Origin of the sequence: uncultured Agrobacterium sp. (assembly GCF_913777885.1) — a bacterium.
GTDB lineage: Bacteria > Pseudomonadota > Alphaproteobacteria > Rhizobiales > Rhizobiaceae > Agrobacterium.
Map to the genome: position 1 here is coordinate 203719 of NZ_CAJYTV010000012.1, position 25165 is coordinate 228883.

Here is a 25165-nt window from a genome sequence, read left to right on the forward strand (position 1 = left end):
CGGATAAAGCGCCATGCCGATACATGCAACCGGACCCCAAATAGTCGCCGCAACGTCTCCGGTTCTTTCACTCAAGGACGTCAGTTTTGCCATAGATGGACGTGTTCTGTTGCATCCGCTGACGCTTGATCTTCCCGCAGGTCAGTCTATCGCTCTGATCGGCCATAACGGTTCCGGAAAATCGACACTCCTGAAGCTTATCGGACGTCAGCAACGCGCAAGTGGCGGGACAATCCATTTCGAAGGAAAGCCGCTGAATGGATGGGCCGATCGTGACTTCGCCCGCCGGCTAGCCTACCTGCCGCAACGGACGCCTGCGGCGCCTGGCATGCTGGTGAAAGAGTTGGTGGCTCTTGGCCGCTATCCCTGGCACGGCGCGCTGGGTCGCTTTGGCGCTGTCGATCAGGCCAAGGTCGAGGAGGCGATCACGCTTACCGGGATAGGCCCGTTCACGGAGCGCATGGTCGACAGCCTGTCGGGCGGCGAGCGTCAGCGTGTGTGGCTTGCCATGCTCATTGCCCAGGATGCCGCATGCCTGTTGCTGGACGAACCGACGTCTGCCCTTGATATCGGCCATCAACTGGATGTGCTGTCGCTTACGCAGGAACTTTGCCGCAAAAAGGGTATCACGATCATCACCGTTCTTCACGACGTAAACATGGCGGCGCGCTTTTGCGATCGCGTGGTTGCGCTCCATTCGGGGAGGCTGATCGCGCAAGGATCAGCGGAGGAGATCATGACGTCCGATCATTTGTTGCGCATTTATGATGTGCATATGGATATTCTTCGACAGCCGTCAAATGGCGGGCTGGTTGCTTTGGCGCGGTAGCCCGGAGCCGCGGAATTTATCCCGTTCGATTGTGTTCAGTGGCAAAATCGAACAAAAAATGGTTTGGCGTCCGACCGGCTACCCTAAGGCGGGCGCATGCCTTTAGGCACGGTGTGCATTATAACACACTGATTGCGGCAACTCGCCACGATGTCAGTGCATGCCTCCCGGTTTGCCATTCAAACTGACGTTGCGCAAGATGAGCGCCAAGGGCACTGCGAGCGCCGAAATGATGGCCAAGACAAAGAACACATCTATATAGGCGAGATAGCTTGCTTGAAGGCCGACCTGCTGGCCTATGAGGGCCATGGCCTGGCCTTGTGCATCAACTGTGGAGGAGCCGCGGCCCGTCAGGAAACTCTGTAAATTCTGCATGGTCTGGTGGTAGGCGGGCTCTGCGGGGTTGATATGCTCGACCAGTCTGCTCTGGTGCCACTGCTCCCGATACGCAAGCACGTTGGAGGCAATTGAAACGCCGATAGAACCGCCGGTGTTGCGCGCCGCATTGATCAATGCGGAGGCCTGGTCGGTCTGGTCCGGCCTCAAGCCGTTATATGAGGCGGCAGTGATAGGGATAAAGATAAGAGGCAGGCCCAGGCCGAGAATGCATCGGGACCACACGAAGAAGCCGAAATCGGCATTTGGCGTTAGACGCGTCAGGTCATACATAGACAGTGCAATGATCGTTGCACCGATAGCGATCAGGTATTTCGGCTGGAAGCGAGAAGTCAGCTGGCCCGCCATGAACATCATGACCATCGTCACCATCCCGCCGGGAGACAGAGCCAAGCCTGCCCACGTGGCAGTGTAGCCATAATTCTCCTGCAGAACCTGCGGCACGAATTGTGTGGTGGCAATCAGGATCGCGCCGATCGCCAGCATCACGATCATACAAGAACCGAACTGCCGTGTCGCGATAAGTCGAACGTCCAACACTGGGTTCTTTTTTGTCAGGAGCCAGGGGATGGAGGCTGCCAGCGCTAGAAAGCAGATCGTCGACGTGATGACGATGAAAGTGGAGTCGAGCCAATCCTCAATCTGCCCTCTATCCAGCACGAGTTCAAGCGATCCGAGGAATGTCGCAACCAGCACGAAGCCGACCAGGTCGAAACGAAGGCCACGCCGGCGCATGTCCTGACGTTTTTTCTCCTGTTCCTCAGATTCGTTAACCAGAAAATAGACGAGCATGAAGGCGAAGATGCCGACCGGCCCGTTAATCAGAAAACACCAGTGCCAGGAGAAGTTGTCGGAAAGCCAGCCGCCGAGCGTAGGGCCGACAACTGGCGCCACCACCACCGCGATACCGAATATCGCAAATGCCTGACCGCGCTTTGCTGGCGGAAAGGCATCGGTGAGGATTGATTGAGACACTGGCACCATTCCGCCCCCGGCAAAGCCCTGGATCATACGGAACACTAGAAGAGACGGGAGGTCCCATGCCAGCCCGCACATGACAGACGCAATGGTAAACATGGCAAGGCAGACCAGATAAAATCGTTTGCGGCCATAGCGCTGTGCGATGAAGCTTGATGCGATTAGTGCGATAGCATTGGAAACGAGGTAGGTCGTGACCACCCACGACGCTTCGTCGGAGCTGACTGCCAAGCCACCAGAGATGTAGCGCAGAGCGACGTTGGCAATTGTCGTGTCGAGTACTTCCATGAAGACCGCCAACGCGACGACTACCGCCACAAGCCATGGATTGGTTGCGCGGCCGCTTGCTTTCGTGCCGGTTGCGCCTGTCGCTGCTGCGCTTGCCATGTCCCGCCCCTTTATCTGATCTCTCGACTAGTGTCTGGGACGAACGGTGACGGTAGGCACGACCGACATTCCGGGCCCGATCGAAACGTCCTTTGGCCATTGATCGACTACGATTTTCACCGGCACGCGTTGAGTGACTTTCACATAATTGCCGGTGGCGTTCTCCGCTGGCAGCAATGAAAAGGCGGTGCCGGAGCCGGGCTGTACTGAATCGACCTTTCCATTCAAAACGTGATCGGGGTAGGCATCGATCGTCAGTTCAGCGGGCTGACCGGCGCGCATGTCAGCCAGTTGCGTCTCCTTGAAATTTGCAGTCACCCAGATCTCATCGGGAACGAACATCGCGATCGCCTGACCCGCCTGGACAAACTGACCTTTGGCTCCGCTAATCTTGACGACGCGCCCGGGTTGAGCTGCCGTCAGTGTCGTATAGAGAAGGTTCTGGTCGGCACTTTCCTTTTGGGCCTCGGCTTGTTTCAAACTTGCCTGGGCACTTGTTCGCTGTGCCTCCGCCGCCACCTTGTTTTTCATTGCCGAACTGATGTTCGCTTGTGCCTCAGCATATGCAGCCTGAGCCTGTCGCAGGTTCGATTCTGCCTGTTGAGATGTCTGCAGGCTACCGGCACCGCCCTGCTGCAACTGCCGCTGGCGGTCGGCTTCGTCTTTTGCAAACTGAAGCGCGGCGGCCGACGATGTTTCGCGCGCCTTGGCCTCTTCGATTGCAGCGGAAGCAACGTCAATTTGCGCTGCCGCATTGGTGATCGCGGCTCTGGCGGATTCCACCTGCGCCTGCGCCTGGTCGACGGCGATCTGATAATCGCGCGGCGCTATTCTCGCGATCACCGCTCCTGCCTCCACATGCGCATTGTCTGCTGCAGCGACATCGTCGAGATAGCCGGACACCTTCGCCGCCAGGGAGAAGCTACGCGCATCGACAAATGCATCGTCGGTTGTCTCGTAGGGATGAAAATAGATGAGCCAGATGAAATATCCGCCAATCCCAAATGCGATGAGGGCGAGAACGATACCTGCTGCCCAGAACGGATGGCGCCTGATCAATGAAGGCTTTTTCTCGTCATTGTTTTGATCCTCTCCGGAGGCGTCGTTCTGACGCTGTCGATTCTCCGGATCGCCGTTGTGCTTCGCTTCGTCTTGGGGAGCGGCGCGTTGAGCTTGATCCACGATGTGCCTCTGGAAACAGTCTGAAGGGTAGCCTTAACGCTGGCCATCGGCAGATGTTCCATACCGACCGCCAAAGCATACGGCGTTACCTGTTTCCAGTCAGGATTAATTTGTTATCGAATTGTTGCATCATACTGGAAAATAGACCATATTTTGAAAAAGAAGATAACAACACGGAGTATCGCAGTGCTCGTCATCATCGCCGACGATCTCACTGGAGCATTGGATACCGCTGCCCCTTTCGCGGCAAGGGGGCTTTATACGGAAATCGCCCTGACCAACGATGCGGTCACCGGAGCGCTTGCGCTGAAGCCAGACGTGCTTTCCATCAACCTGGCGTCGCGCGAAAAGCCAGCGAGCGAAGCCTATGAGACAATGCGCGAGCTCATGGGGTACCTGCCGCCAGATGTGCGTCTGTTCAAGAAGGTCGATTCTCGGTTGAAGGGAAACATCTCGGCTGAGTTGGATGCAATCGAGTATCGTCGCGCCTTGGTGGCACCGGCTATTCCTGCATTCGGTCGTTTCGTCAGAAATGGTCACGTGGATGGTTTTGGCGTCGAGATGCCGATCTCCGTCGCTGATGCCCTCGGTCGCCACGCCGAACGCTCGACAATTGCCGAGGCGGGTACCCCGGAAGATTTGCTGTCTGCTCTTAACGACTGCGAAGGTAATGGAATCGACCTTTTGGTTGGAGCACGGGGCCTCGCGGAGGCTCTTGCTGATCGCATGACCCACTTCGCCAAGGCAGAGCTTGTCACACCGCCGGCTGGTCAGGGGCTTTTCGTTATCGGATCACATGATCGCATCACCGATGCGCAGGTGGAACAATTGCGGCAACTGCAGGATGTTGCCTATCTTCCCGCACCAAACGGCATTGTCGAGCCTAAAGGCTTGCTGTCATCACCAGCTATCCTCGTTCAGGCAACCACGGGGCCTTCAACGCTTAGACCTGAAGAGGTGGCTCACAACCTTGCGCAAAGTGTCCATCCAGTCTTAACCTCTGGCGCTCGGACCATGCTTTTGTGTGGCGGCGCCACCGCCGAAGCCGTTCTTGCGACAATGGGCGTAACAAGCTTTCAGTTGAAGGGCGAATGCATGCCGGGTCTTGGCCTGGCCTACGCCAACGGGCAATGTATCATCTTGAAATCCGGCGGATTCGGAGAGCCTGACACTCTCAAGAAACTCGCCGAGCAACTTTTTGACAGCAGGAACTGAGGATGGGATTGCAAAGCGGAACAGCGCGCAAAAGTTTGGCGGACCTCGTCTTCGAGCGCATGCACAGAGCCATCAAGTCCGGCTCCTATCAATCCGATGAACGACTGCCAACCGAGCATGATCTCGCGATTGAATTCGAGGTGTCGCGTCCCATCATCCGTGAAGCGCTTCGACGTCTGCGGGATCAGGGCCTGATATATTCTCGCCGCGGAGCAGGAAGTTTCGTGCGCTCGCTCGGCATGAAGCAGCCGCTGGGTTTCGGGCAGTTGGAGAATGTTGCAGATCTTTTGAGTTGCTACGAATTCCGTTTGACGCTCGAACCTGCTGCTGCGGAAGCTGCCGCAGCACGACACACACCGGGCACGCTTCTCGCGATCCGAGACGCCCTCGAATTGATGCGGGACGCGACGAACCGCCAGGCTCACCGCGAAGATGCCGACTTCCAGTTTCACCTTGCTATCGCACGTGCGGCAAACAACACCTACTTTTCGACTGCGATGGAAGCATTGAAAGACCATATCGCTGTGGGCATGCGCTTCCATGGTGTATCGGTCAAACGCGACAATGCCGGTCTATCCCGCGTGTTTGCCGAGCATGAAGCGATCGCTGACGCTATCGCTACAGGCAAAGGTCCGAAGGCCAAGGAACTTATGCATGCGCATTTGACAGGGTCTCGGGCGCGTCTCTTCCAGACGAGTGCGTCGCTCGCCAATCTGACCGGGGGATCGGCAGCGATTGCAAGTTCGTCCGACACGGAATGAAAAAGGGGCCGCAATGGCCCCTGTCTCGTTGAACTATATAATTAATATGCCGACTTGTAGATCGACAGAATATCGTCTGTGGTCATATCTGCGGGATTGTTATCCATCAGTCGGCGGTTTGCATGGGCTTCCGCTGCATATGCCGCCAGATCGTTTTCCTCCGCTCCGTGGTGCGAAAGCCGCATCTCGATGTTGAGGTCTGTGCAGAAACGCCGTCCATTCTCCAGAATAGCCTCGGGAGAATTTGCAGAAAAACCAAGGGCTTCCGCGACTTCCGCAGTTTTTTCCCGAACGATCGGCTGGTTGAAAGCAAGCACATGCGGGAATACGATGGCGTTGGCCAGACCATGCGGCAGACCCAGCCGAGTGCCGAGCGGATAAGCGATGGCGTGACCGGCAGCCGTATTGACCGGACCCAGACAAATGCCACCATAATAGGATGCGAGCATCATGGCTTCGCGTGCTTGCGTATCGGAGCCGTCCTTGACGGCGCGGGCAAGATATTTCCCGACAAGGCGAAATCCCATTCGCGCAAAGCCATCGATCATGGGATGCGCCTTCTTGTTGGTGAAGGCCTCAACGCAATGCGCCATGGCGTCGACGCCGGTGGCCGCTGTGACTGCAGGCGGCACGCTGAAGGTCAATTCCGGATCGAGAACCGCGATGTCGGCGATCATGTAAGGGCTTTCGACTGCGATCTTTGCGCCCTTGACCGGATCTGTGATCAGAGAGCGGATGCCCGCTTCCGAGCCTGTGCCCGCAGTTGTTGCCACTTGGACAAGCTGCGTGTTTCGTCCAGCGACGCGGTTGGGGCCCGCGACATCGGCAAGCGATTGTTCGCTATCCCACAAAACCGCAACCAGCTTTGCCACGTCAAGGACCGATCCGCCACCCAGACCGATGACTACCTGCGGCTTGACCCTGCGTGCGACAGTAAGTGCAGCCTCGAGCGTCGCAACATCCGGTTCTCCGGGGATGGCATCGAAGACTTCTACTTTTCCGGCAAGTTGAAGACGGTCGACAAAGCCCGCGGTGATGGGCGTCGCGATGACGAGCGTCGCCTGAGCATTGCCAACCAGACCTCCGACCTCGCCGATCGAGCCTGCGCCAACGATCAGCCTTCTGGGCTGGTGAAGCGTAATGAAAGCAGTCATCGGCATTATCCTTTTTCTGTCCGGCCATCGACCAGCTTGCGGGCATAGGCGATGGCCGAGTTCATGTTGCCATGATTCGCGATACCCCTGCCGGCAATGTCGAAGGCTGTTCCGTGGTCGACGGATGTTCGATCGATCGGCAGTTCGACGGAGACGTTGACGGCGGTATCGAAGGCGACCAGCTTGATCGGGATGTGGCCCTGATCGTGATATTGGGCGACCACCAGATCGAAGGCGCCCGAATAGGCGCGGTGGAAAACGGTATCGGCTGAAATCGGGCCATCGACGTTGATGCCCTCGGCCTTGGCAGCGGCGACCGCCGGGGCGATCTGATCGTCATCTTCCGTACCGAACAGTCCGTTTTCACCGCAGTGTGGGTTGATACCGGCGACCGCAATGCGTGGGTTCTCATATCCGATACGCTTCAAGTGCTTGTTGCCGGCGCGGATGGTGGCGAGCACGCGTTCTGTCGTCGAGCGGCGGATCGCTTCCTGAAGCGACACGTGGGTAGAAACGTGTATGACTTTCAATCGTTCGGAGGCGAGCAGCATGTATGCAGCGCTTGATCCGGTCAGACTGCGCAGCATACCAGTATGGCCGTCATAGTGATGACCAGCCGCGTTCAATGCTTCCTTGTTGATGGGGGCTGTGACGATGCAGCCAATCAAGCCGGCTTCTGCATCGCGCACAGCCCTCTCGATAAAGCGGAAGGCAGCGTCACCCGCAATTGGACTGAGCTTGCCCCAGGGAAGCGGTGCGCCTTCCACGTCTATGTCCACGACATGGGGCTCGAGATCGATGCTAAGGCCCAGCGCCTGTCGGGCAGCTTCAAGCGTGGCCAGGTTTCCGTAAATTCTGGTTGCCATACGATCTTGCGCCGACATCTCGGCCAGGGCGCGAACCGAAATTTCGGGGCCGACGCCGCAAGGGTCGCCCATCGTGATGCCGATAATGTCGCTCATGTCAGTCTCCAGTGCCTGTCCGGTCCCAGCCTGCGGGGAGGTGGACATATTTGATCGCGCGTCGATGATAGGTGTAGGCCAAGTGGAGGCTTCCATCCGGATCCGCCAGCAGCCACGGATAGGACATCTCGAAGTTACGTCCGTCGATGGAATCGTTCGACAGGCAGGTGCCCGGCCCATCTTCGATCATAATGCGTTGCGGGAAGGTCTTGCCACCATCTTCCGAAAGACAAACGCTGACCGGCGCACGCGGAACGCCCCATACCGGGACGATACCGCCTGCGGGGTCAGCATCCGGCCGGGCGTCATCTTCGCCAAGTTCGTCATAGAGCGAAGTGCGACGGTCGCTGGATGCTTCGTGGTTTACCGGATTGCAGATCAGGGCAATACGACCGTCATGAAGCGTGATCGCTGCCAGCGAGGAATTGTTGTTCGGCAGGTCTGTTGCGACGGGAACGCTCCAGCTACGCCCTTCGTCGGTACTGTCCGTCCTAAAAACGAAATCGGCCTGGCGTCGACGGAAGAAGGCAGTGAACCTGCCTGTGCCATCGGATACAGGTGACATATGTACGCAGCCAGTCGATTGCGGCAATTCCTCCAGGCGCCACGTCCGGCCAGAATCTTCACTGATGCCGACAGCTGCCGTGTCATGGCTGCCATTCCATTTCTGGCCGGGACGCTGGACGCATCGGAATATCGGCAGAAGCCATGCGCCGTCCTTGCGGACCATCAGCGGTGCGCGAACGAAGCTACCGCGTGGCAAGTCCAGGTAGCGACCATCCGAGGCAACAAGCCGGGTTGGGTCGATGGGGTCGTTCACCACTTCCGCCATGCGAATGCGGCACTCATCCTGATTGCCGGAAGGCTGGGAGGTATGGAACAGAATGAGCCGCCCGTCGGGAGCCTGAAACAGTACCGGGTTTTGTTCTGAATGATCGGGGTCGGAACTCAAGCGCTGCGCCGGACCCCAGCTAGAGGCATTTTTCCGTAGAACGGATGCGTAGATGGAAATGTCGGATTTGCCTTCGAGAGAGCCACCGAACCAGGCACAAATCAGCGAACCTTCCGCAGTGCGATGCAGGAAAGCGGCATGGTTCTGAATCATGGGCGAAGGCAAAAAGGCAACAGTCCGCCCGTCTTCGGCTTGAGTCAGTCCACCCGTCATCTGTTGCGCTATCTCGTCTGGGGTCATGATGAGCTCCTCTCGCTTCCGGAAATCAGCCAAAATTCGAAAGTTGTCAAGTTTATTTATGTCCTAAAACAGCGAGATATTCCGATTTGCATTTTTTAAAATATTGAAAATAAATAAAAAAATAAGATTATGTTTTTGTTTTATATTTTACATCGTAATTCTATTTGACAAGATGGGGCTGTGCGTAGATGCTCAGCGCCAACCTGGTCGATGAGGGCTCAGGATGTCTGTCGGTGCGTTTCGACACATTCAAGCTTCTGGAAGGCGGATCTTGCTCGCTCATCCATGTCGTCGCCTGTCATGTATGGACTTCATCTGGGAGGAGAACAAAGATGAAAAAGACTGCTGTTTCATGTGCCTTGGCGCTAAGTACGCTGGTGATGCCCGCGGTGACGCCGGCCTATGCGGGATCTGGCCCGATCAAGGTCGTGCTGGCCGAAGAAGCGGACCTGCTTGAGCCCTGCATGGCGACGCGATCGAATATTGGCCGTGTCATCATGGAGAATGTCAGCGAAACGCTGACGGAGCTCGACGTGCGCACCGACAAGGGTGTCATGCCGCGCCTGGCAGAAAAGTGGGAGCAGAACTCCGATGGCAGCTGGCGCTTTCATCTCCGTCATGGCGTGAAGTTCTCTGATGGCTCAAGCTTCGATGCCAAGGATGTCAAGCACAGCTTCGACCGCATCATGAGCGACAAAAATGCCTGCGAATCCCGCCGTTACTTCGGGGGCATGAAGGTGACGCCTTCTGTCGTCGATGATTACACCATCGACTTCAAAGCCGATCCCGTCCAGCCGATCCTTCCTCTTCTGATGACGCTCGTCACGATTGTTCCAGAAGAGACGCCACTCGAATTTATCCGCGAGCCAGTCGGCACCGGCCCCTACAAGCTCACCAACTGGACGCCTGGCCAGCAGATCGTCCTCACCGGCCGCGACGACTATTGGGGCACCAAGCCCGAAGTGACGGAGGCCACGTATCTGTTCCGCGCCGATCCGGCTGTCCGCGCAGCCATGGTTCAAGCCGGCGAAGCCGATCTATCTCCGTCTATCTCTCAGCTCGATGCGACGAACCCGAAGACTGACTTCTCATATCTCGATAGCGAGACGGTCTATCTTCGCCTTGATCACAACATTGCGCCGCTCAACGATGTGCGCGTTCGCCGCGCGCTGAACCTGGCCATCGACCGTCAAGCGTTCCTCGGCACGCTGGTTCCAGAAAGCGCGGTGCTTGCAACGGCAATCGTCCCGCCAACCACGCTTGGCTGGAACAAGGACGTCAAGGTGTTCCCTTATGATCCCGACGGCGCCAAGAAGCTACTCGACGAAGCCAAGGCAGATGGTGTGAAGGTCGATACGCCGATCACCATCATCGCGCGCTCGGCCAACTTCCCGAACGTCACCGAAATCATGGAGGCCATTCAGCAGCAGTTGCAGGATGTCGGCTTCAAGGTTGACCTGAAATTCGTCGAAGTCGCAGAACATGAGCGCTATTATTCGAAGCCCTTCGCCAAGGATCGTGGTCCCCAGATCGTCGCTGCCATGCACGACAACTCCAAGGGTGACCCTTCATTCTCGATGTTCTTCAAATATGCTTCTGACGGCACGCAGTCGGGCTTCTCCGATCCGAAGGTTGATGATCTGATCAAGCGCGCTTCAGCTGCCGTCGGAGATGATCGTGCCAAGCTCTGGTCGGAACTGATCGCCTACCTGCATGACGACGTGGTGGCAGATGTGCTGCTCTTCCACATGGTCGGCTTTGCCCGTGTCTCTGAACGTCTCGACTTCAAGCCGACGATTGCGACGAACTCGATGCTCCAGCTCTCCGAGATCAAGATCAAGTAAGATCACATCCAGCCGGAGATGGCGGCCAGTGCCGCCATCTCGCTTGAACGACGCGCGGCAAAGTGATGCCGCTGCACAGGTTTCTTCGAGGACGCCATGCTGAGTTTCATCCGAAAAAGGGCCGTGGCCAGTCTGATCTCGTTGATCGGGCTGATCGTCATGGTCTTCTTCCTCTCTCGCCTGACCGGCGATCCCGCAGCGCTTTTCCTGCCAGTCGAAGCTTCTGCCGAGTTGAAGAACCAGTTTCGCGAATTGCATGGCCTCAACGATCCTTTGCTTGTTCAATTCGGTCGCTATGTCGGTGACGTACTGACCGGCGACCTTGGAGAATCGTTGCGCAAAGCCCGGCCTGCACTCGATGTGGTGCTGGAAGCTTTTGTCTGGACTTTGTGGCTTGCGGTCAGCACCATGACACTCGTCACGGTCGCGGCGATTGTCGTTGGCTCCTTCGCCGCCTTCCGTGTCGGTGGGTTTTTCGACCGCTTTTCGTCCATCGTCTCGCTGATCGGCGCGTCTGTGCCGGATTTCTGGCTGGCAATCGTTGCGATCGTGGTCTTCGCCGTCAATCTCACCTGGCTACCGACATCGGGTACGGGCTCCATCTGGCATTGGATCCTGCCGATCGGCGTGCTTTTTGTGCGCCCCTTCGGCATCATCGTTCAGGTTGTGCGCGGGTCCATGATCACGGCGCTGTCGTCTGCTTACGTAAAGACGGCGCGCGCCAAAGGCGTCAAATCCGGTCCGATCATCTTCATTCATGCGCTTCGCAACGCCATGCTGCCCGTGATCACGGTGCTCGGCGATCAAGCGGCAAGCTTGCTTAACGGCGCTGTCATCATCGAAACCATCTTTGGTTTCCCGGGTGTCGGCAAGCTGATGATCGATTCCATCTTGCAGCGCGACTTCAACGTCGTTCTCGCCGCCATTCTGGTCACGGCGGTCGCGATTTTCATCATGAACCTCCTGATCGATCTCGCTTACGCGTTTCTCGATCCACGTATCCGGCATTAGGGAGGGACGACAATGACTGACGTCACGACTGCCACGGATATCGCGCACGAGCCACCCTTCTATCAGCGCATGTTCCGTATGCTTCTCGCCGACAAGTTCGCTCTCGCCGCTGCGATCTTTCTCGTATTCATCATCATTCTGGCAGTGATCGGCCCGAGCTGGCTTGGCGATGTTGCGACGAAGCAGAACTTGCGTGGCCGAAACGCCGCACCCTTCGACTTCGAAAAGGCGTGGGTCTGGTGGATGGGCGCCGACGCGCTCGGCCGTCCGCTTCTCGCCCGCATCATCGTTGCCACCCAGAACACCTTGATGGTGGCGGCGGGTGCGGTGTTGATCTCATCGATCATCGGCACCGCTCTTGGCTTGATCGCGGGTTTTTCTTCGGCAAGGGTCAATCAGGTAATCATGCGGCTCGCGGACGTGATCATGTCATTTCCGTCGCTTTTGATTGCCGTTATCGTGCTCTACATCCTGGGATCGTCGATCCTCAATCTGATGCTGGTTCTGGCGATAACTCGCATCCCTGTCTATCTGCGCACCACCCGCGCCGAGGTTCTGGAAATTCGCGAACGCATGTTCGTGCAGGCGGCACGAGTGATGGGCGCTTCCAACAAGCGCATTCTGTTTCGCCACATCCTTCCCGTCGTGCTGCCAACGCTGACGACGCTCGCCACGCTTGATTTCGCCTATGTGATGTTGGCCGAGAGTGCACTCTCCTTCCTCGGCATCGGCATCCAGCCACCAGAAATCACCTGGGGTCTAATGATAAGCCAGGGGCGGCAGTATCTCACCAACGCATGGTGGCTCTCTTTCTGGCCGGGACTGGCGATCATTCTGACCACCATGTCGCTGAACCTCCTGTCCAACTGGCTGCGCATTGCTCTTGATCCCGTGCAGCGCTGGCGTCTGGAAATGAAGGGCCACAAGAATGGCTGAACATTTACTCGAAGTTCGCAATCTCTCGGTCGAGTTCCACACCGTCAACGGTGTGGTCAAGGCGGTGCGCGACATCTCCTACCATGTCGATCGCGGTGAAACTCTGGCGATCCTTGGCGAGAGCGGCTCCGGCAAGTCCGTCTCCTCATCTGCCGTCATGAACCTGATTGACATGCCGCCGGGTCGCATCACCTCCGGCCAGATCCTGCTGGATGGCGTGGATCTTCTGACCATGCCGCCAGCCCAACGGCGCGAGATCAATGGTCGTCGCATTGCGATGATCTTCCAGGATCCGCTGAGCCACTTGAACCCGGTCTATACTGTCGGCTGGCAAATCCGCGAAGCACTGACAACCCATGGTACGGATGATGCCAAGGCGAAGGCCGAAGCGCTCCGACTGCTTGGCCGTGTTGGTATTCCAAGCCCGGAAACGTCACTCGAAAAATATCCGCATGAATTTTCTGGTGGCCAACGCCAGCGCGTGATGATTGCTATGGCGCTCGCCTTACGCCCGGATATTCTAATCGCCGACGAGCCGACGACGGCACTCGATGTCACGGTTCAGGCGGAAGTGCTGGCGCTTCTCAAGGAGCTACAGCAGGAAACCGGCATGGCCGTGCTGATCATTACCCACGATCTGGGTGTGGTTGCTGAAATCGCCGATCGTGTGGTGGTGATGGAAAAAGGCGTGCTAGTCGAATCCGGCACGGTGCGCGACGTCTACAAGAACCCGCAACATGCTTACACGAAGAAGCTGATCGCCGCTGCCCCCGGCAAGGGTGAGATGCATGCGCCGCTGCCGGGTGCCGAGCCTGTGCTCAAGGTACGCAACGTCCGCAAGACTTACGGTGCTTTCGAAGCGCTTAAAGGCGTTTCCTTCGACTTGATGGCTGGGGAGACCATGGCCGTCGTTGGCGAAAGCGGGTCGGGAAAATCCACGCTCGCACGCATTCTGCTCAGGCTGGACGAGCCCGATTCCGGAGAAGCTTTCTGGAAGGGCAGGGACCTCTTCACTCTCTCGCCTGCAGAACTTTACAAGCTTCGTCGCGATCTGCAGATGGTGTTCCAGGATCCCACGCAATCGCTGAACCCACGAATGACGGTTTATCAGCTGATTTCCGAAGCCTGGGTCATTCACCCGGACATTCTGCCGAAGACGAAGTGGCGTGAACGAGTGGCGGAACTTCTAACCCAAGTCGGCCTCGGACCGGAACATATGGGCCGCTACCCGCATCAGTTTTCCGGCGGCCAGCGCCAACGCATCGCGATCGCACGGGCGCTCGCGCTCGAACCGCAACTGATCATCTGTGACGAGGCGGTCTCAGCACTCGACGTATCGGTGCAGGCGCAGGTCATCGCGCTGCTTGACAAGCTGCGCAAGCAAATGGGGATTGCCTTCATCTTCATCGCCCACGATCTTCCAGTCGTTCGCGACTTCGCCGACCACGTCATGGTGATGCAAAGGGGTGAGGTGGTCGAGATTGGCACGGTGCGTGAAATCTTTGAAACGCCGCGTCAGCCCTACACTCAGGCTCTACTAGCCGCTGGCCTCGACCCGGACCCGGATGTGCAGGCCGGGCACCGCGCTGCTCGTCTTTCGCGCGCATCCTGACTTGGAATTTAAGGAGTACCTATCATGTCTAAAAAGGCCTTCGTTGCGCTCGTCACATGCTTTAACGAGGACGAAACCATCAATTACGAGGCCACGAGGGCACAGGTGCGTCGCCAAGTGGCTGCTGGCAACAACATCATGTGCGCTGGCACCAATGGCGACTTTTCCGCGTTGACTTTCGATGAGAAGGTAAAGCTTGCCGAAGCTGTGGTCGATGAAGTCAATGGTCAGGTCGATGTCATCGTCAATGCCGGCATGCCCGCGACATTCGAGACGGTGAAGCTGGCACGCGAATTCGACCGGATTGGTGTCAATGCTATCGCAGTCATCACACCGTTCTTTATCGCCTGCACGCAGGACGGACTGATGCGCCATTTCTCCACAGTAGCCGATGCGGTGAAGACGCCGATCTACCTCTACGACATCCCGGCGCGCACGCAGAACCACATCGAGCCGGAAACCGCCCGTGCTCTCTCGGCACATGGTAATATTGCTGGGATCAAGGATAGCGGCGGGGCGAAAGAGACGCTGGAAGCCTATCTATCCGTTGCCCGTGATGTGTCCGGCTTCGAAGTGTACTCCGGTCCCGATCACCTAGTGTTGTGGGCGCTGCAAAATGGAGCGGCGGGTTGTATTTCCGGCCTAGGCAACGCCATCCCTCAGGTGCTTGCCGGTATTCTCAGCGGGTTCAATGCTGGTGATATTGCCGAAGCAGAACGTCAGCAGGCCTTGTTCACCGCTTTTCGGACCGATCTCTACGCTTTGGGATTTGCTCCGGCTATGGTCAAGCGTGCGCTCTACATCCAGGATACATCTGTCGGCGCGAGCCGTCAGCCTGCGCTTTTGCCCGATCCGGAGCAGGACGCGAAAATAGCGAAAATCCTGCAAAAGCACGGGTTCATTAAGGCCAGTTAAAACGATGACAACCGCACATGCGCACTTTCGGAAAACAACAACAGGCGCGCACTCGTCAAGTTTTGCTCGATAGTTCCGGAATGCTGCGCCGCCGAGGAGGCCGTGCATTCGCACACGGCCCAAATACCTTTCCGGTAAACTAGCGGGCGGCCCAGTTTGCGCCACGCCGGAAAATCTCCCGCATCTGCGGGACAGCAAATTCCTTTGCCTGATGGCCGAGCGATGAATAGAAGACACGACCTTTCCCGTAGTTGCGCTTCCAGGCAACCGGCATGACGACACCGTCGATCCACCAGGCGTGGTCTCCGGTAAAGGTCGTCGTCGCCAGCACCTCGTTCGAAGGGTCGACGTGCATGTAGTACTGCTCGGACGTGTAGGGGAAATCGGTGATGCCGGCCATGATCGGGTCTTCCGGCTTGGTAATGTTCACGGTGTAGTCGATGATGTTACCGGGGTGGGCAACCCATTGTCCGCCGATCATGAATTGATACTCGACGCATTCGCGAAAACTGTCGCCGGCGCCGCCATGATATCCAGCAATACCGACACCATTCTCGACGGCGGTGGCAAGATTCTTGATCTCTTCCTTTTCGATCTTGGACATGGTGACGATCGGAACGACGAGGCTCAGATCATGAACCGAAGGGTCGGCGAAGGCTTCGGTACTATGTTCGACATAGACCTTGAAACCTTCCTCTTCGAGCAGGTCCTTGATGATGACCGAGCATTCCTCTGGCTCGTGGCCGCTCCACCCGCCCCAGACAATCAGTGCTTCACGCATTTTATTCCTCCTCAGAATTATTTGCCGATCCGACCGTCGACAAGCGACTCGGCCAGCGGGGCCGGGCGGTCGACGACGGTGGTGATGGAAACGGTTGTGCCGGTGTCCGATGCGGTCTGGAACGCTTCCATGACCTCGAGGACATGGAGCGCCAGATCGCCGTTAGCTCTGTGTGGGCGATTGGAGCGGATGGCGTGGGCCATGTCGGCAACGCCAATCGATCGGTAGTTCCCGTCTGCATAGGGCGACGACAGGTCCTGGGTCTCGAATTCGCCACCCTTTTTGAGAAGCTGAACCTCACCTCCGAAGTGGTTGGGATCTGGCACCAAAAGCGTTCCTTCCGTGCCGTATAGTTCAAGCGGGACATGCTTGTGTCCAGCCACGTCGAAACTCATGCCGACCTGAACGACGGCACCGTTTTGGAATGCCAGCGCGCCCGCGACATGGGTCGCCACATGGACCGGGATTTTTTCGCCATTACGGGGCTCGCTGGTGATCAGGCGCTCTGAGCGGGGCGAGAAGGCAAAGCCTGCAACTTTAGCGACGGGTCCGAAGAGGTTGACGAGGTCGGTGATGTAATAGGGGCCCATGTCCAGCATCGGTCCGCCGCCAACTTCGTAGTAGAAGGCGGGGTTGGGATGCCACCGTTCGTGTCCTGGGCACATGAAGGTCGCCGTGCCGCCGACCGGAGTGCCGAGAACGCCCTGATCGATGAGCGTCCGTGCCGTCTGATGACCGCCACCGAGGAAAGTATCCGGCGCCGCACCAATGCGAAGCGTCTTGCTTTTCGCCGCTTCAGCGAGCTTTTTGCCCTCGGCGAAGTTGATGCCCAACGGCTTTTCGGAATAGGTGTGCTTGCCGGCATCCAGTGCTCTGAGGCCCACTTCGACATGTGCCTTGGGAATCGTCAGGTTGACGATGATCTCTATTTCCGGATCCGCCAGCAGGTCCTCGACGCTTCGCGCGGCGACATTGAACTCCTCAGCCTTTGCTCTGGCCATGTCCGCATTCATATCCGCGACACCCTTGATGTCGAGGATGGGGAACGATGCCATCGCCTTCAAATAAGCGCCCGAGATATTGCCGCATCCGATGATGCCGATGCCGACCTTTTGCATATTTTTCTCTCCCATCATGCTTGCGCCCGCTCACTCCTCAGAGAGCTGGGCCTGTGGTGCTCCAAGGCGATTCATAAAGTTCGTAAAGCGCGACAGCCGCAGCACCCTGTGCCCAGAGTTCGTCGCTACAATGGTCGAAAACCAGTTCCGCCACGCCCTGAAGGGATGGAGGCACGGAAATCTCGTAGGCGCTTCTGATGCTATCGATGAACGGGGCACCGAGATCTAGGCTCGAGCCGACGAAGATGACGCGCGGCGGCGCAAACAAGGTCACGATATTGGCGAGCGTCAGGCCTATCGCCGCACCCGCACGTTGGGCGGCGGCGATAAGATCGTTATCCTGCGCAAGGACCAGCGCCTGCGCATGTTGAATCCCCCGCCCAAGCCGGATAGCCTCGGCAAAACGCCCGTCAGCCGGTCGTGATGCAAGGATCGCATTTTCGCCTGCCTGGCTTGCCAGCCGAACCGTGCCTTCCGGGTTTGCGACAAGCACGAGGTCGCCGAGATTGTGGCTAAGGCCACCTGCGCCGCGGAAGAGATCGTTCCTGTGCAGCACGCCGAGTCCGAGCGTCTGCTCCAGGGAAATCAGCACCATGTCCTCAAGGTCGCGCGCCTTGCCGAACCAGTGGTGGCCAAGTGTTACGGCATGGGCATCGCTCTCGATGATCGTGGGAGTTCCGAAACGCGAGGTCATCTCGCCGGCAAAATCGATGTTGACTTCGCGTAGTACCGGGCTGAAGCGGATTTTACCGGTGCGATGCTCGATTACACCGGGCAAACCGAGGCAGACCCGATCGACGTCCTCAAGCGAAAGCCCTGCATCGACAACGCATCGACGAACGCCGTCTTCGATCAGGTCAGCAATGACGCCGATGGGCTGGCGATCGATGCGGATTGGTAGCGACAGCGAAGACAGCACGTTACCGCAGAAATCGGTGACGACGAAGACCATGCGGTTGGCAGCGATCTTCGCACCGACCACGCGCGCGGCATCTGGATTGAGTTCAAGCATGACGCGTGGACGACCGCGCGCGCCTTCTGTTCGTATATCCCCTAGGTGGCGCGACAGGATGAGCCCGTCATCCAGTAACGATGCGGTGATCGCCGAAACAGTGGTGGTGGAGAGCTGGGTTCTTTCGCTGATCTCTACGCGTGAGATGGGGCCGTGACGACGGATCGTGTCGAGGACGTTCAAGCGATTGATTGCACGCATCAGTTCGGGGTCGGCAGTCTTCATGGGTCCAGTCGCAGCGAGCTTGAGCAGAGCAAATCCGATGTCCTATTAATATCGGATCGCGGATTAAATAGCGTCAAGATCGGCACCCATGTCAAGCATTGCTCGGAAAAATAATGGCGATGCCTTGACAGTCATCCAATTCTTATATGAATTAATTCGGATTGGGGAATAAATGTGAGGAAGTCCCCGGGAGGATCACCATCATGACGTATATGCACGCAGGCGCAAGCCTGGGCGGCAAGCTGATAACGCTTGCCTCAACCACAGCCATTACTTTCATGCTCGGCGCAGCGAGCGTTTCTGCCGCAACGGTCGTCAAGTGGATGCATGTTGAACTCGATCCGAAATCCGTGGCCGTCTGGGAGGAGATTGCCAAGGATTACGAGACCAAACATCCTGATGTCGACATCCAGCTACAGTTCCTAGAAAACGAAGCCTTCAAGGCAAAGCTTCCGACCCTGCTACAATCAAATGACGTGCCCGACTTCTTCTACAGCTGGGGTGGTGGCGTGCTTGAGGAGCAGTCGAAAACCGGTGCTCTGACAGATCTCACCGAAGTTTTCGATGCCGATGGCGGCAAGATCAGAAACGCCTATAACCCGGCGGCCATCGACGGCCTGTCTTTCGATGGCAAAGTCTGGGCCGTGCCTTACCGTGTTAGCCTCGTCAGCTTCTTTTACAACAAGGAGCTGTTTTCCAAGGCTGGCGTGAAGGCGGAAGATATCAAGACATGGGATGATCTCGGTGCCGCTGTGAAGAAGATCAAAGAGGCTGGCATCGTTCCGATTGCCGGTGGCGGTGGCGAGAAATGGCCGATCCATTTCTACTGGAGTTACCTCGTCATGCGCAATGGAGGCCAGTCGGTCTTCGAGGCGGCAAGCAAGGGCGAGGGCGAAGGCTTCATGGATCCGTCCATCATCAAGGCCGGTGAGCAGCTTGCCGAATTTGGCAAACTGGAGCCGTTCCAGCCTGGCTATCTTGGCGCTACCTGGCCTCAGGCGCTTGGCGTCTTCGGCGACGGAAAAGCTGCGATGATCCTTGGTTTCGACAATACCGAAGCCAATCAACGCAAGAATGCAGGTGATGGTAAGGGTCTTTCCTCCGACAATCTCGGACGCTTCGCTTTCCCGATGGTCACGGGCGGTGCGGGTAAAGCCACCGATACACTGGGCGGCCTGAACGGATGGGCGGTGACGAAGAATGCTTCCAAGGAAGCCATCGATTTCGCCACCTTTCTCACCAACGCGGATAACGAGAAGAAACTCGCCGCAGCTGGCATGATCTTGCCCGTTGCAGTCGGTGCGAGTGAAGCGGTGAAGGATCCACTCATGGCCGATTCCGCCAAGCAACTTGCGGCCTCCACCTGGCATCAAAACTTCTTCGACCAGACGCTCGGTGCCGCCGTTGGCCGCGTCGTCAACGATATATCCGTCGAAATCGTCTCCGGTCAGATGACGGCCGAAGAGGGCGCACAGCAGATCCAGGATGCTTTCGAGCTTCGCTGATCCCGCCTGAACGATAGGCGTCGTCGATGTACGGCGCCTGTCGCCACCGCGTGAATACGAAAGCGGATAAAATGACCAATATTTCCATGAACGCTGCGCCGGCGCTGGCAAGCCCTGTCGGAAAGTCGAAACGGAAACAGAGCTCCGTTGCGCATGACCGCGCGCTGACCTTGTTGATATTTCTGCCCCCGGCGCTCTTGTTGTTCACCCTCTTCGTTATCCTGCCGATGGGAGAGGCGGCCTGGTACAGCCTGTACCGTTGGAATGGCTACGGTACGCCGAGCGAGTTCATTGGGCTGAAGAATTTTCAGGTTCTGTTTGGCAATGCTGCCTTTTCGCAAGCGCTGATCAACAATGCGCTGATCATCGTGATTTCGATCTGCATACAGATCCCGCTAGCAATCTGGCTTGCGACGATGTTGGCCCATCGCATTCCGGGCGTCGTGGCTTTTCGTCTCGTTTTCTTCCTGCCGTACGTTCTGGCAGATGTCGCGGCAGGTCTTATCTGGCGCTTTGTCTATGACGGCGACTACGGGCTATTCGCTGCCATCTCAAACTTCTTCGGCTTCGCTAACCCCTATGTGTTGGCGGATAAGGATGTCGCGATCTACGCCGTCCTCGCCGTGATCGTCTGGAAGTACTTCGGCTTCCACATGATGCTGTTTATCGCCGGGCTGCAATCGGTAGACAAGAACGTCTTGGAGGCCGCCGAGATCGATGGGGCAACAGGCTGGCAAAAGTTTCGCTACGTGACGCTCCCGATGCTCGGTTCGACTGTCCGGCTATCGATCTTCTTTGCCGTGATCGGCTCGTTGCAGCTCTTCGATATGATCATGCCGCTAACCGGCGGCGGCCCATCCAATTCTACCCAGACGATGGTGACGTTCCTTTACACATATGGCGTCATGCGCATGCAGGTTGGGCTTGGAAGTGCTGTCGGGGTGGTGCTGTTTATTATCTGCGTCACGCTTGCCTTCGGTTACAAAAGGATCTTCATGCGCCATGACTGATACGTCCACATCCGTCCGCGTCAGCGTGCAGACGAGGATCTACCTCTATGTGTCGCTGACCCTTATTGCCGCCATCGTCTTGATCCCACTGCTCACGACCGCGCTTGGGGGCTTCAAGACGCTCGGTGATCTGCGCGTCAACCCTTTCGGTCTGCCAGCGGAGTGGCAGTGGGCCAACTACGGCGATATCCTGCTTGGAAAGCGCTACTGGCTGCAGATTTTCAACTCGCTCGTCATAGCCGTTCTGACGGTGTTTTTGACGCTCGTCGTTTCGGCGATGGCAGCCTTCACCTTCGCGCATGTGAAATTCTTTGGCTCCAACTTTCTGCTCAATTACTTCCTGTTGGGACTGATGTTCCCTGCCGCCACAGCCATTCTGCCGCTCTTCATCCGCATTCGCGATCTCGGGCTGCTGGACACCTATTGGGGCGTTGTGCTGCCGCAGGTGGCATTTGGTCTGGGGATGAGCATCCTGCTGTTCCGCAACTATTTCAGAAATTTGCCCGACGAACTCTTTCAGGCAGCGTTTGTCGATGGCTGCGGCTACCTGAAATTCTTCTGGCATATCTCCATGCCGCTTTCGCGGCCCATTATCGCGACGGTCGGGATCGTTTCCTTCGTCGGCAGCTGGAACAGCTACATTTTGCCACTCATCATGCTCAATTCCGAATCCAAATACCCATGGCCGCTCGGCATCATGGTCTATCGCGGCGAGTTCGGTACCGAGTGGCAGCTGGTCCTGGCCTTCATCACCATGACGATCCTGCCAACCATCATCGTGTTCTTCTTAGCGCAAAAACACATCATAGCGGGTCTGACGGCCGGCGCCGTCAAGTCCTGAGGAGGAGAAGACAATGGCATCTGTGGAACTGAAAGATATTCGCAAATCCTACGGCTCGCTTGGCGTCATCCATGGCATTTCGCTGGAGATAGCCGATGGCGAGTTCATCGCGCTCGTCGGACCTTCGGGCTGCGGAAAGTCCACGCTGCTGCGCATGATTGCGGGACTCGAGGAAATCACCGAAGGTGACATCCTGATCGGCGGCAACATCGTCAATGAGATGACGCCGCGCGAACGCAACATCGCTATGGTGTTTCAGTCCTATGCGCTTTATCCGCATATGACCGTGGCCGAAAATATGGGCTTCAACCTGAAGATCGCGGGCCAACCCAAGGCAGTCATCGAAGAGCGCGTCACCGAAGCCGCCCGGATGCTGGACCTCGCCAATCTGCTGGATCGCAAACCGTCGCAGCTTTCCGGCGGCCAGCGCCAGCGTGTGGCGATGGGGCGGGCTGTCGTGCGCAATCCTGCGGTCTTTCTCTTCGACGAGCCGCTTTCCAATCTTGACGCGAAACTGCGCGTGCAGATGCGCAGCGAAATCAAAACCCTGCATCAGAAGGTCGGCACGACATCGATCTATGTCACACACGATCAGATCGAAGCCATGACCTTGGCGGACCGCGTCGTTGTCCTCAATCAGGGGCGCATCGAGCAGCAGGGAACGCCGCTCGAGCTTTACAAGAAACCCGCCAATCTGTTCGTCGCCGCCTTCATCGGTTCACCTGCGATGAACCTCATCGATTGCATCGTGGATGGCGAAGATGGCGCGCCCGCTGCGAGATTGGATGACGGAACAGCCATTCGCATTGCGACCGATCGCAAGGTCAAGCGCGGTCAATCGGTAACGATTGGACTACGTCCCGAGCACTTCGCCATGGGCGGCGAAGGCGACGTGACGGTGTCCGGAAACACCTTGCTGGTGGAGCCGACGGGTGCGCAGACCCATGTGGTGTTTGATCTTGCCGGACATCACGTGACCGCGGTGGTTGATGGCGAACAACTGGTGCGAACGAATTCGCTGTTCGCCGCTAACATCAATCACGAGCGGGTTCATGTTTTTGACGGGGCAAGTGGATTGGCGCTTTGACGCTTGGGCGAATGCATGTGGCCAAGCCGCCCTCGCTAGCCGCCGCTTGAAGGTGATGTCAGCATAATCGAAGTTAATTTCGAATCTCTTCTTCGATCCAGGCGCGTCCATCGTGGAAACGCGTATTAGCAAGCTGCGCCAAAAGATCGATAAGCCTTCGAGACAGCTTTGATTCAGACCATCCGCAATATGGGATGCCGGATCCGTGCGCCTCACGGATCTTTCGTCCGGCCGCTCTTTTCGGACCTCCGCCAAGGTTGCCATAGACGTTCTAGTTTCCATGAGCCTTGGCGGTACTCCGTAGAAGCATGCGATGGGCTGTTTTCTCCAGACTCATGATCTTGCTGACAACCCGGCCCTACGCTTCCATGGGCGGCGCCGATGACCATAATGCGATACTTCGAAAAACGGCTTGCCGCATCCTGCTGTCCGGCAAGATGTGAAAAGAAGGGATATCAGATTTGGTATTCCCGCTGGTGGCGATGATGCTCATGCGCAGAGCGCTATCGCTTAGCGAACGGATAGAACGGCTGAAGAACTCACCTTCACCCATGCCGGGACGGTGCAGCCTCCGTCCCGTACGTTATGATTAGCGCCGAATGAAGAGGCTGTAACGCACTCATTGGTTTACAAGCACAATTACCAACCGAAGTGCATTATCACCGGCGCTTCCAGGCAAACCGATCTGGGGATCGCTGTTTACGAGCAGCGACTATTCGGATCGTCGCCACCTCAGCACTGGTTCATATTAAGGCGGCTGATCATATTGTTATAGTCCTGCAGCAGCGAGTTGGCATCCTCTTGCTCGCGCGATTGCATCATTTGGAACTGGGAGCGCTGCTGCTTGTCCTTTTCGTAGCTACCCTCTTCGGTCCTGTTGACGATCTGTCTGCCAGTGGAGAGATAAGCATTGGCTTTGGACATGATCGCCGAGCAGCCCTCGTTGTTTTGCTCTCGGATTTTATCGTCATAGCCTGTCGCCATTGCGTTGAACTGATCGAGAGACGTCTTGAACGCGTCGCGCTCGTCGCCCAGGCCGGATCCGCTCAGGAAGCCGGACGCGAAGTTCATGCTCTCTTTAATCCTGTAGACCATGCCGATCCGGAAATAGGCCAGAGTGTCTTTTTCCGCGTTATCGAACGCAGACTTGATACGTGCGCGATCTTTGGCTTCGATCGCGTTATCGTAGTTTTCCTGGGCCATCGCCAGGGCTTCCATGGCGGAAATGTAGGCTGGTTGTATCTCGCGCCCGTGCGCAGACTTGTCGCCAAGATAGGCCTTCGACTCGATGTAGTTTGCCATATCGCGGTCAATAGGAATCGCGTTTTTTAACGCGTCGCTATAGGCCTTCGCCGGTCCGTCGATGTCAGCCATGTCGGGCTTCATCGTTCGTGCCTTATCTAGATTGTCTTTGATCTGGCTCATTGTAGAGGAGGAAGGGAAGAGAAGATCGTCCTCCTTCTTCTTGCCGTCGAAGACTGGCTTAACAACGCTCTGATAGGTCGCCAGATCTTCTGCGTAAGGGCGGCGAACCGCGTTTGCGACCTCCACATATGCGTTATATTTTTGAATTTCTTCCTGGTCGCTAGCCGTTCGCACCCCTTGCGTATGGTCCGATTGGCTTGATGTGCTGTCATCGCAAGCTGAGAGAAGAATTAGGGCCGCCGCAAGGGACAGAGAGCGGATCAGGGATTTGCAAGCTCGATTTAATGTCATTTCAGTCCTCTTTTCCATTCCGAGAAGATCTTCAGTTTCACTTCAGTGCGCAGAGCATCTGCCGTGTGACTTCAGTATCCACCCAGGTCAAAGCGCCTGCCGGGTATCGTGATGTGAAGGTGCAAAGACGGATCGCTTTCTGGACCGATCGATTTTTTTAGGCAAGCCTAATGAACGCTTATGGGTGCCAGATATCCGCTAATGGATTGTTTTGGCGTTATTTACGCGGCAGGGGCGATTGGGAATGTGATCCCCATGGCATGCTGTTCCAATGCGTGAGCGACGCGAAATTGCGACCGAGACAATAACGCCGTGTGCAAAGGAGGTGAATCGAAGGGAAGATGCATTGACGACTGGTGGGACCTGTTGCTGATGACGAAGATGTGATGTATCCGGTTCGGTCGAACGAGCCGGATTTCCGCGCTGCCAGGCCATTGCGCCTCTTACGACAACAAGGACGAGCCATATGACCCAGAATGCGATCGTATGGGGTATT

Annotated in this window: 21 protein-coding genes; 12 read left to right on the plus strand and 9 right to left on the minus strand. The window is 57.0% G+C overall.

Annotated elements, in window-relative coordinates; all coding sequences use genetic code 11:
• The first annotated feature begins 13 nt into the window (after positions 1–13).
• Positions 14–829, plus strand: coding sequence for an ATP-binding cassette domain-containing protein (locus tag QZ869_RS12245; RefSeq protein WP_296105027.1), 816 nt, complete (start codon positions 14–16; stop codon positions 827–829).
• 153 nt (positions 830–982) lie between these two features.
• On the opposite strand, the gene QZ869_RS12250 is transcribed toward QZ869_RS12245, so the two are convergent.
• Positions 983–2590 carry a DHA2 family efflux MFS transporter permease subunit gene (locus QZ869_RS12250; protein ID WP_296019657.1) on the minus strand — a complete coding sequence of 536 codons (1608 nt, stop codon included), beginning with the start codon at positions 2588–2590 and terminating at the stop codon, positions 983–985.
• Between the two features lie 27 nt (positions 2591–2617).
• The gene (locus tag QZ869_RS12255) at positions 2618–3772 is read right to left on the minus strand and encodes an HlyD family secretion protein (protein ID WP_296105030.1); all 1155 of its coding nucleotides are present in this window, start codon (positions 3770–3772) and stop codon (positions 2618–2620) included.
• A 186-nt stretch (positions 3773–3958) separates the two neighbouring features.
• Between QZ869_RS12255 and QZ869_RS12260 the strand changes: the two genes are divergently transcribed.
• Together QZ869_RS12260 and QZ869_RS12265 are read left to right on the plus strand one after the other, a co-directional pair.
• Positions 3959–4987 (plus strand): four-carbon acid sugar kinase family protein, encoded by a 1029-nt coding sequence (locus QZ869_RS12260; protein WP_296105032.1) that lies wholly within the window; start codon positions 3959–3961, stop codon positions 4985–4987.
• Between the two features lie 2 nt (positions 4988–4989).
• Positions 4990–5748, plus strand: coding sequence for a FadR/GntR family transcriptional regulator (locus tag QZ869_RS12265; RefSeq protein ID WP_296105036.1), 759 nt, complete (start codon positions 4990–4992; stop codon positions 5746–5748).
• Positions 5749–5789: 41 nt separating this feature from the next.
• Here QZ869_RS12265 and QZ869_RS12270 read toward each other — a convergent pair whose 3' ends face one another.
• Genes QZ869_RS12270 through QZ869_RS12280 form a run of 3 tightly spaced genes read right to left on the minus strand, consistent with a single transcriptional unit; the run spans position 5790 to position 9056 of the window.
• Entirely contained in the window at positions 5790–6902 is a 1113-nt protein-coding gene (locus tag QZ869_RS12270) for an iron-containing alcohol dehydrogenase (protein ID WP_296105039.1), read from the minus strand.
• Positions 6903–6907: 5 nt separating this feature from the next.
• Entirely contained in the window at positions 6908–7864 is a 957-nt protein-coding gene (pdxA, locus tag QZ869_RS12275) for a 4-hydroxythreonine-4-phosphate dehydrogenase PdxA (protein ID WP_296101367.1), read from the minus strand.
• A 1-nt stretch (position 7865) separates the two neighbouring features.
• A complete protein-coding gene (locus QZ869_RS12280) occupies positions 7866–9056 on the minus strand; it encodes an exo-alpha-sialidase (RefSeq protein ID WP_296105041.1) in 1191 nt (396 codons plus the stop codon).
• A gap of 332 nt (positions 9057–9388) precedes the next feature.
• Between QZ869_RS12280 and QZ869_RS12285 the strand changes: the two genes are divergently transcribed.
• The 5 genes from QZ869_RS12285 (at position 9389) to QZ869_RS12305 (ending at position 15374) form a co-directional block, all read left to right on the plus strand.
• Positions 9389–10900 (plus strand): ABC transporter substrate-binding protein, encoded by a 1512-nt coding sequence (locus QZ869_RS12285; RefSeq protein WP_296080451.1) that lies wholly within the window; start codon positions 9389–9391, stop codon positions 10898–10900.
• 96 nt (positions 10901–10996) lie between these two features.
• Entirely contained in the window at positions 10997–11911 is a 915-nt protein-coding gene (locus QZ869_RS12290; RefSeq protein ID WP_062426890.1) for an ABC transporter permease, read from the plus strand.
• A gap of 12 nt (positions 11912–11923) precedes the next feature.
• Positions 11924–12847, plus strand: a complete 924-nt coding sequence (locus QZ869_RS12295; protein WP_296019633.1) for an ABC transporter permease — start codon at positions 11924–11926, stop codon at positions 12845–12847.
• A complete protein-coding gene (locus tag QZ869_RS12300; RefSeq protein ID WP_296105044.1) occupies positions 12840–14459 on the plus strand; it encodes an ABC transporter ATP-binding protein in 1620 nt (539 codons plus the stop codon). The genes QZ869_RS12295 and QZ869_RS12300 overlap by 8 nt, the downstream gene beginning before the upstream one ends.
• A 24-nt stretch (positions 14460–14483) precedes the next feature.
• Complete coding sequence (locus tag QZ869_RS12305) at positions 14484–15374, plus strand: dihydrodipicolinate synthase family protein (protein WP_296105046.1); 891 nt, start codon at positions 14484–14486, stop codon at positions 15372–15374.
• A gap of 139 nt (positions 15375–15513) precedes the next feature.
• Here QZ869_RS12305 and QZ869_RS12310 read toward each other — a convergent pair whose 3' ends face one another.
• The 3 genes from QZ869_RS12310 to QZ869_RS12320 are packed head-to-tail and all read right to left on the minus strand — an operon-like array spanning position 15514 to position 18510.
• A complete protein-coding gene (locus QZ869_RS12310; protein WP_062442427.1) occupies positions 15514–16155 on the minus strand; it encodes a ThuA domain-containing protein in 642 nt (213 codons plus the stop codon).
• A 17-nt stretch (positions 16156–16172) separates the two neighbouring features.
• A complete protein-coding gene (locus tag QZ869_RS12315; protein ID WP_296077461.1) occupies positions 16173–17273 on the minus strand; it encodes a Gfo/Idh/MocA family oxidoreductase in 1101 nt (366 codons plus the stop codon).
• A gap of 37 nt (positions 17274–17310) precedes the next feature.
• Positions 17311–18510 carry an ROK family transcriptional regulator gene (locus QZ869_RS12320; RefSeq protein WP_296105049.1) on the minus strand — a complete coding sequence of 400 codons (1200 nt, stop codon included), beginning with the start codon at positions 18508–18510 and terminating at the stop codon, positions 17311–17313.
• 203 nt (positions 18511–18713) lie between these two features.
• Here QZ869_RS12320 and QZ869_RS12325 point away from each other — a divergent pair, with 203 nt between their 5' ends.
• The 4 genes from QZ869_RS12325 (at position 18714) to QZ869_RS12340 (ending at position 22953) form a co-directional block, all read left to right on the plus strand.
• A complete protein-coding gene (locus tag QZ869_RS12325; protein ID WP_296105052.1) occupies positions 18714–20015 on the plus strand; it encodes an ABC transporter substrate-binding protein in 1302 nt (433 codons plus the stop codon).
• Positions 20016–20086: 71 nt separating this feature from the next.
• Positions 20087–21025 (plus strand): carbohydrate ABC transporter permease, encoded by a 939-nt coding sequence (locus QZ869_RS12330; RefSeq protein WP_296105055.1) that lies wholly within the window; start codon positions 20087–20089, stop codon positions 21023–21025.
• Positions 21018–21866, plus strand: a complete 849-nt coding sequence (locus QZ869_RS12335) for a carbohydrate ABC transporter permease (RefSeq protein ID WP_062442439.1) — start codon at positions 21018–21020, stop codon at positions 21864–21866. The genes QZ869_RS12330 and QZ869_RS12335 overlap by 8 nt, the downstream gene beginning before the upstream one ends.
• 13 nt (positions 21867–21879) lie before the next feature.
• Positions 21880–22953: an ABC transporter ATP-binding protein gene (locus QZ869_RS12340; protein WP_296105058.1), complete on the plus strand. Its 1074-nt coding sequence runs from the start codon at positions 21880–21882 to the stop codon at positions 22951–22953.
• Positions 22954–23685: 732 nt separating this feature from the next.
• Here the strand turns inward: QZ869_RS12340 and QZ869_RS12345 are convergent.
• Positions 23686–24669, minus strand: coding sequence for a YiiG family protein (locus tag QZ869_RS12345; protein ID WP_296085597.1), 984 nt, complete (start codon positions 24667–24669; stop codon positions 23686–23688).
• Positions 24670–25165 lie beyond the last annotated feature (496 nt).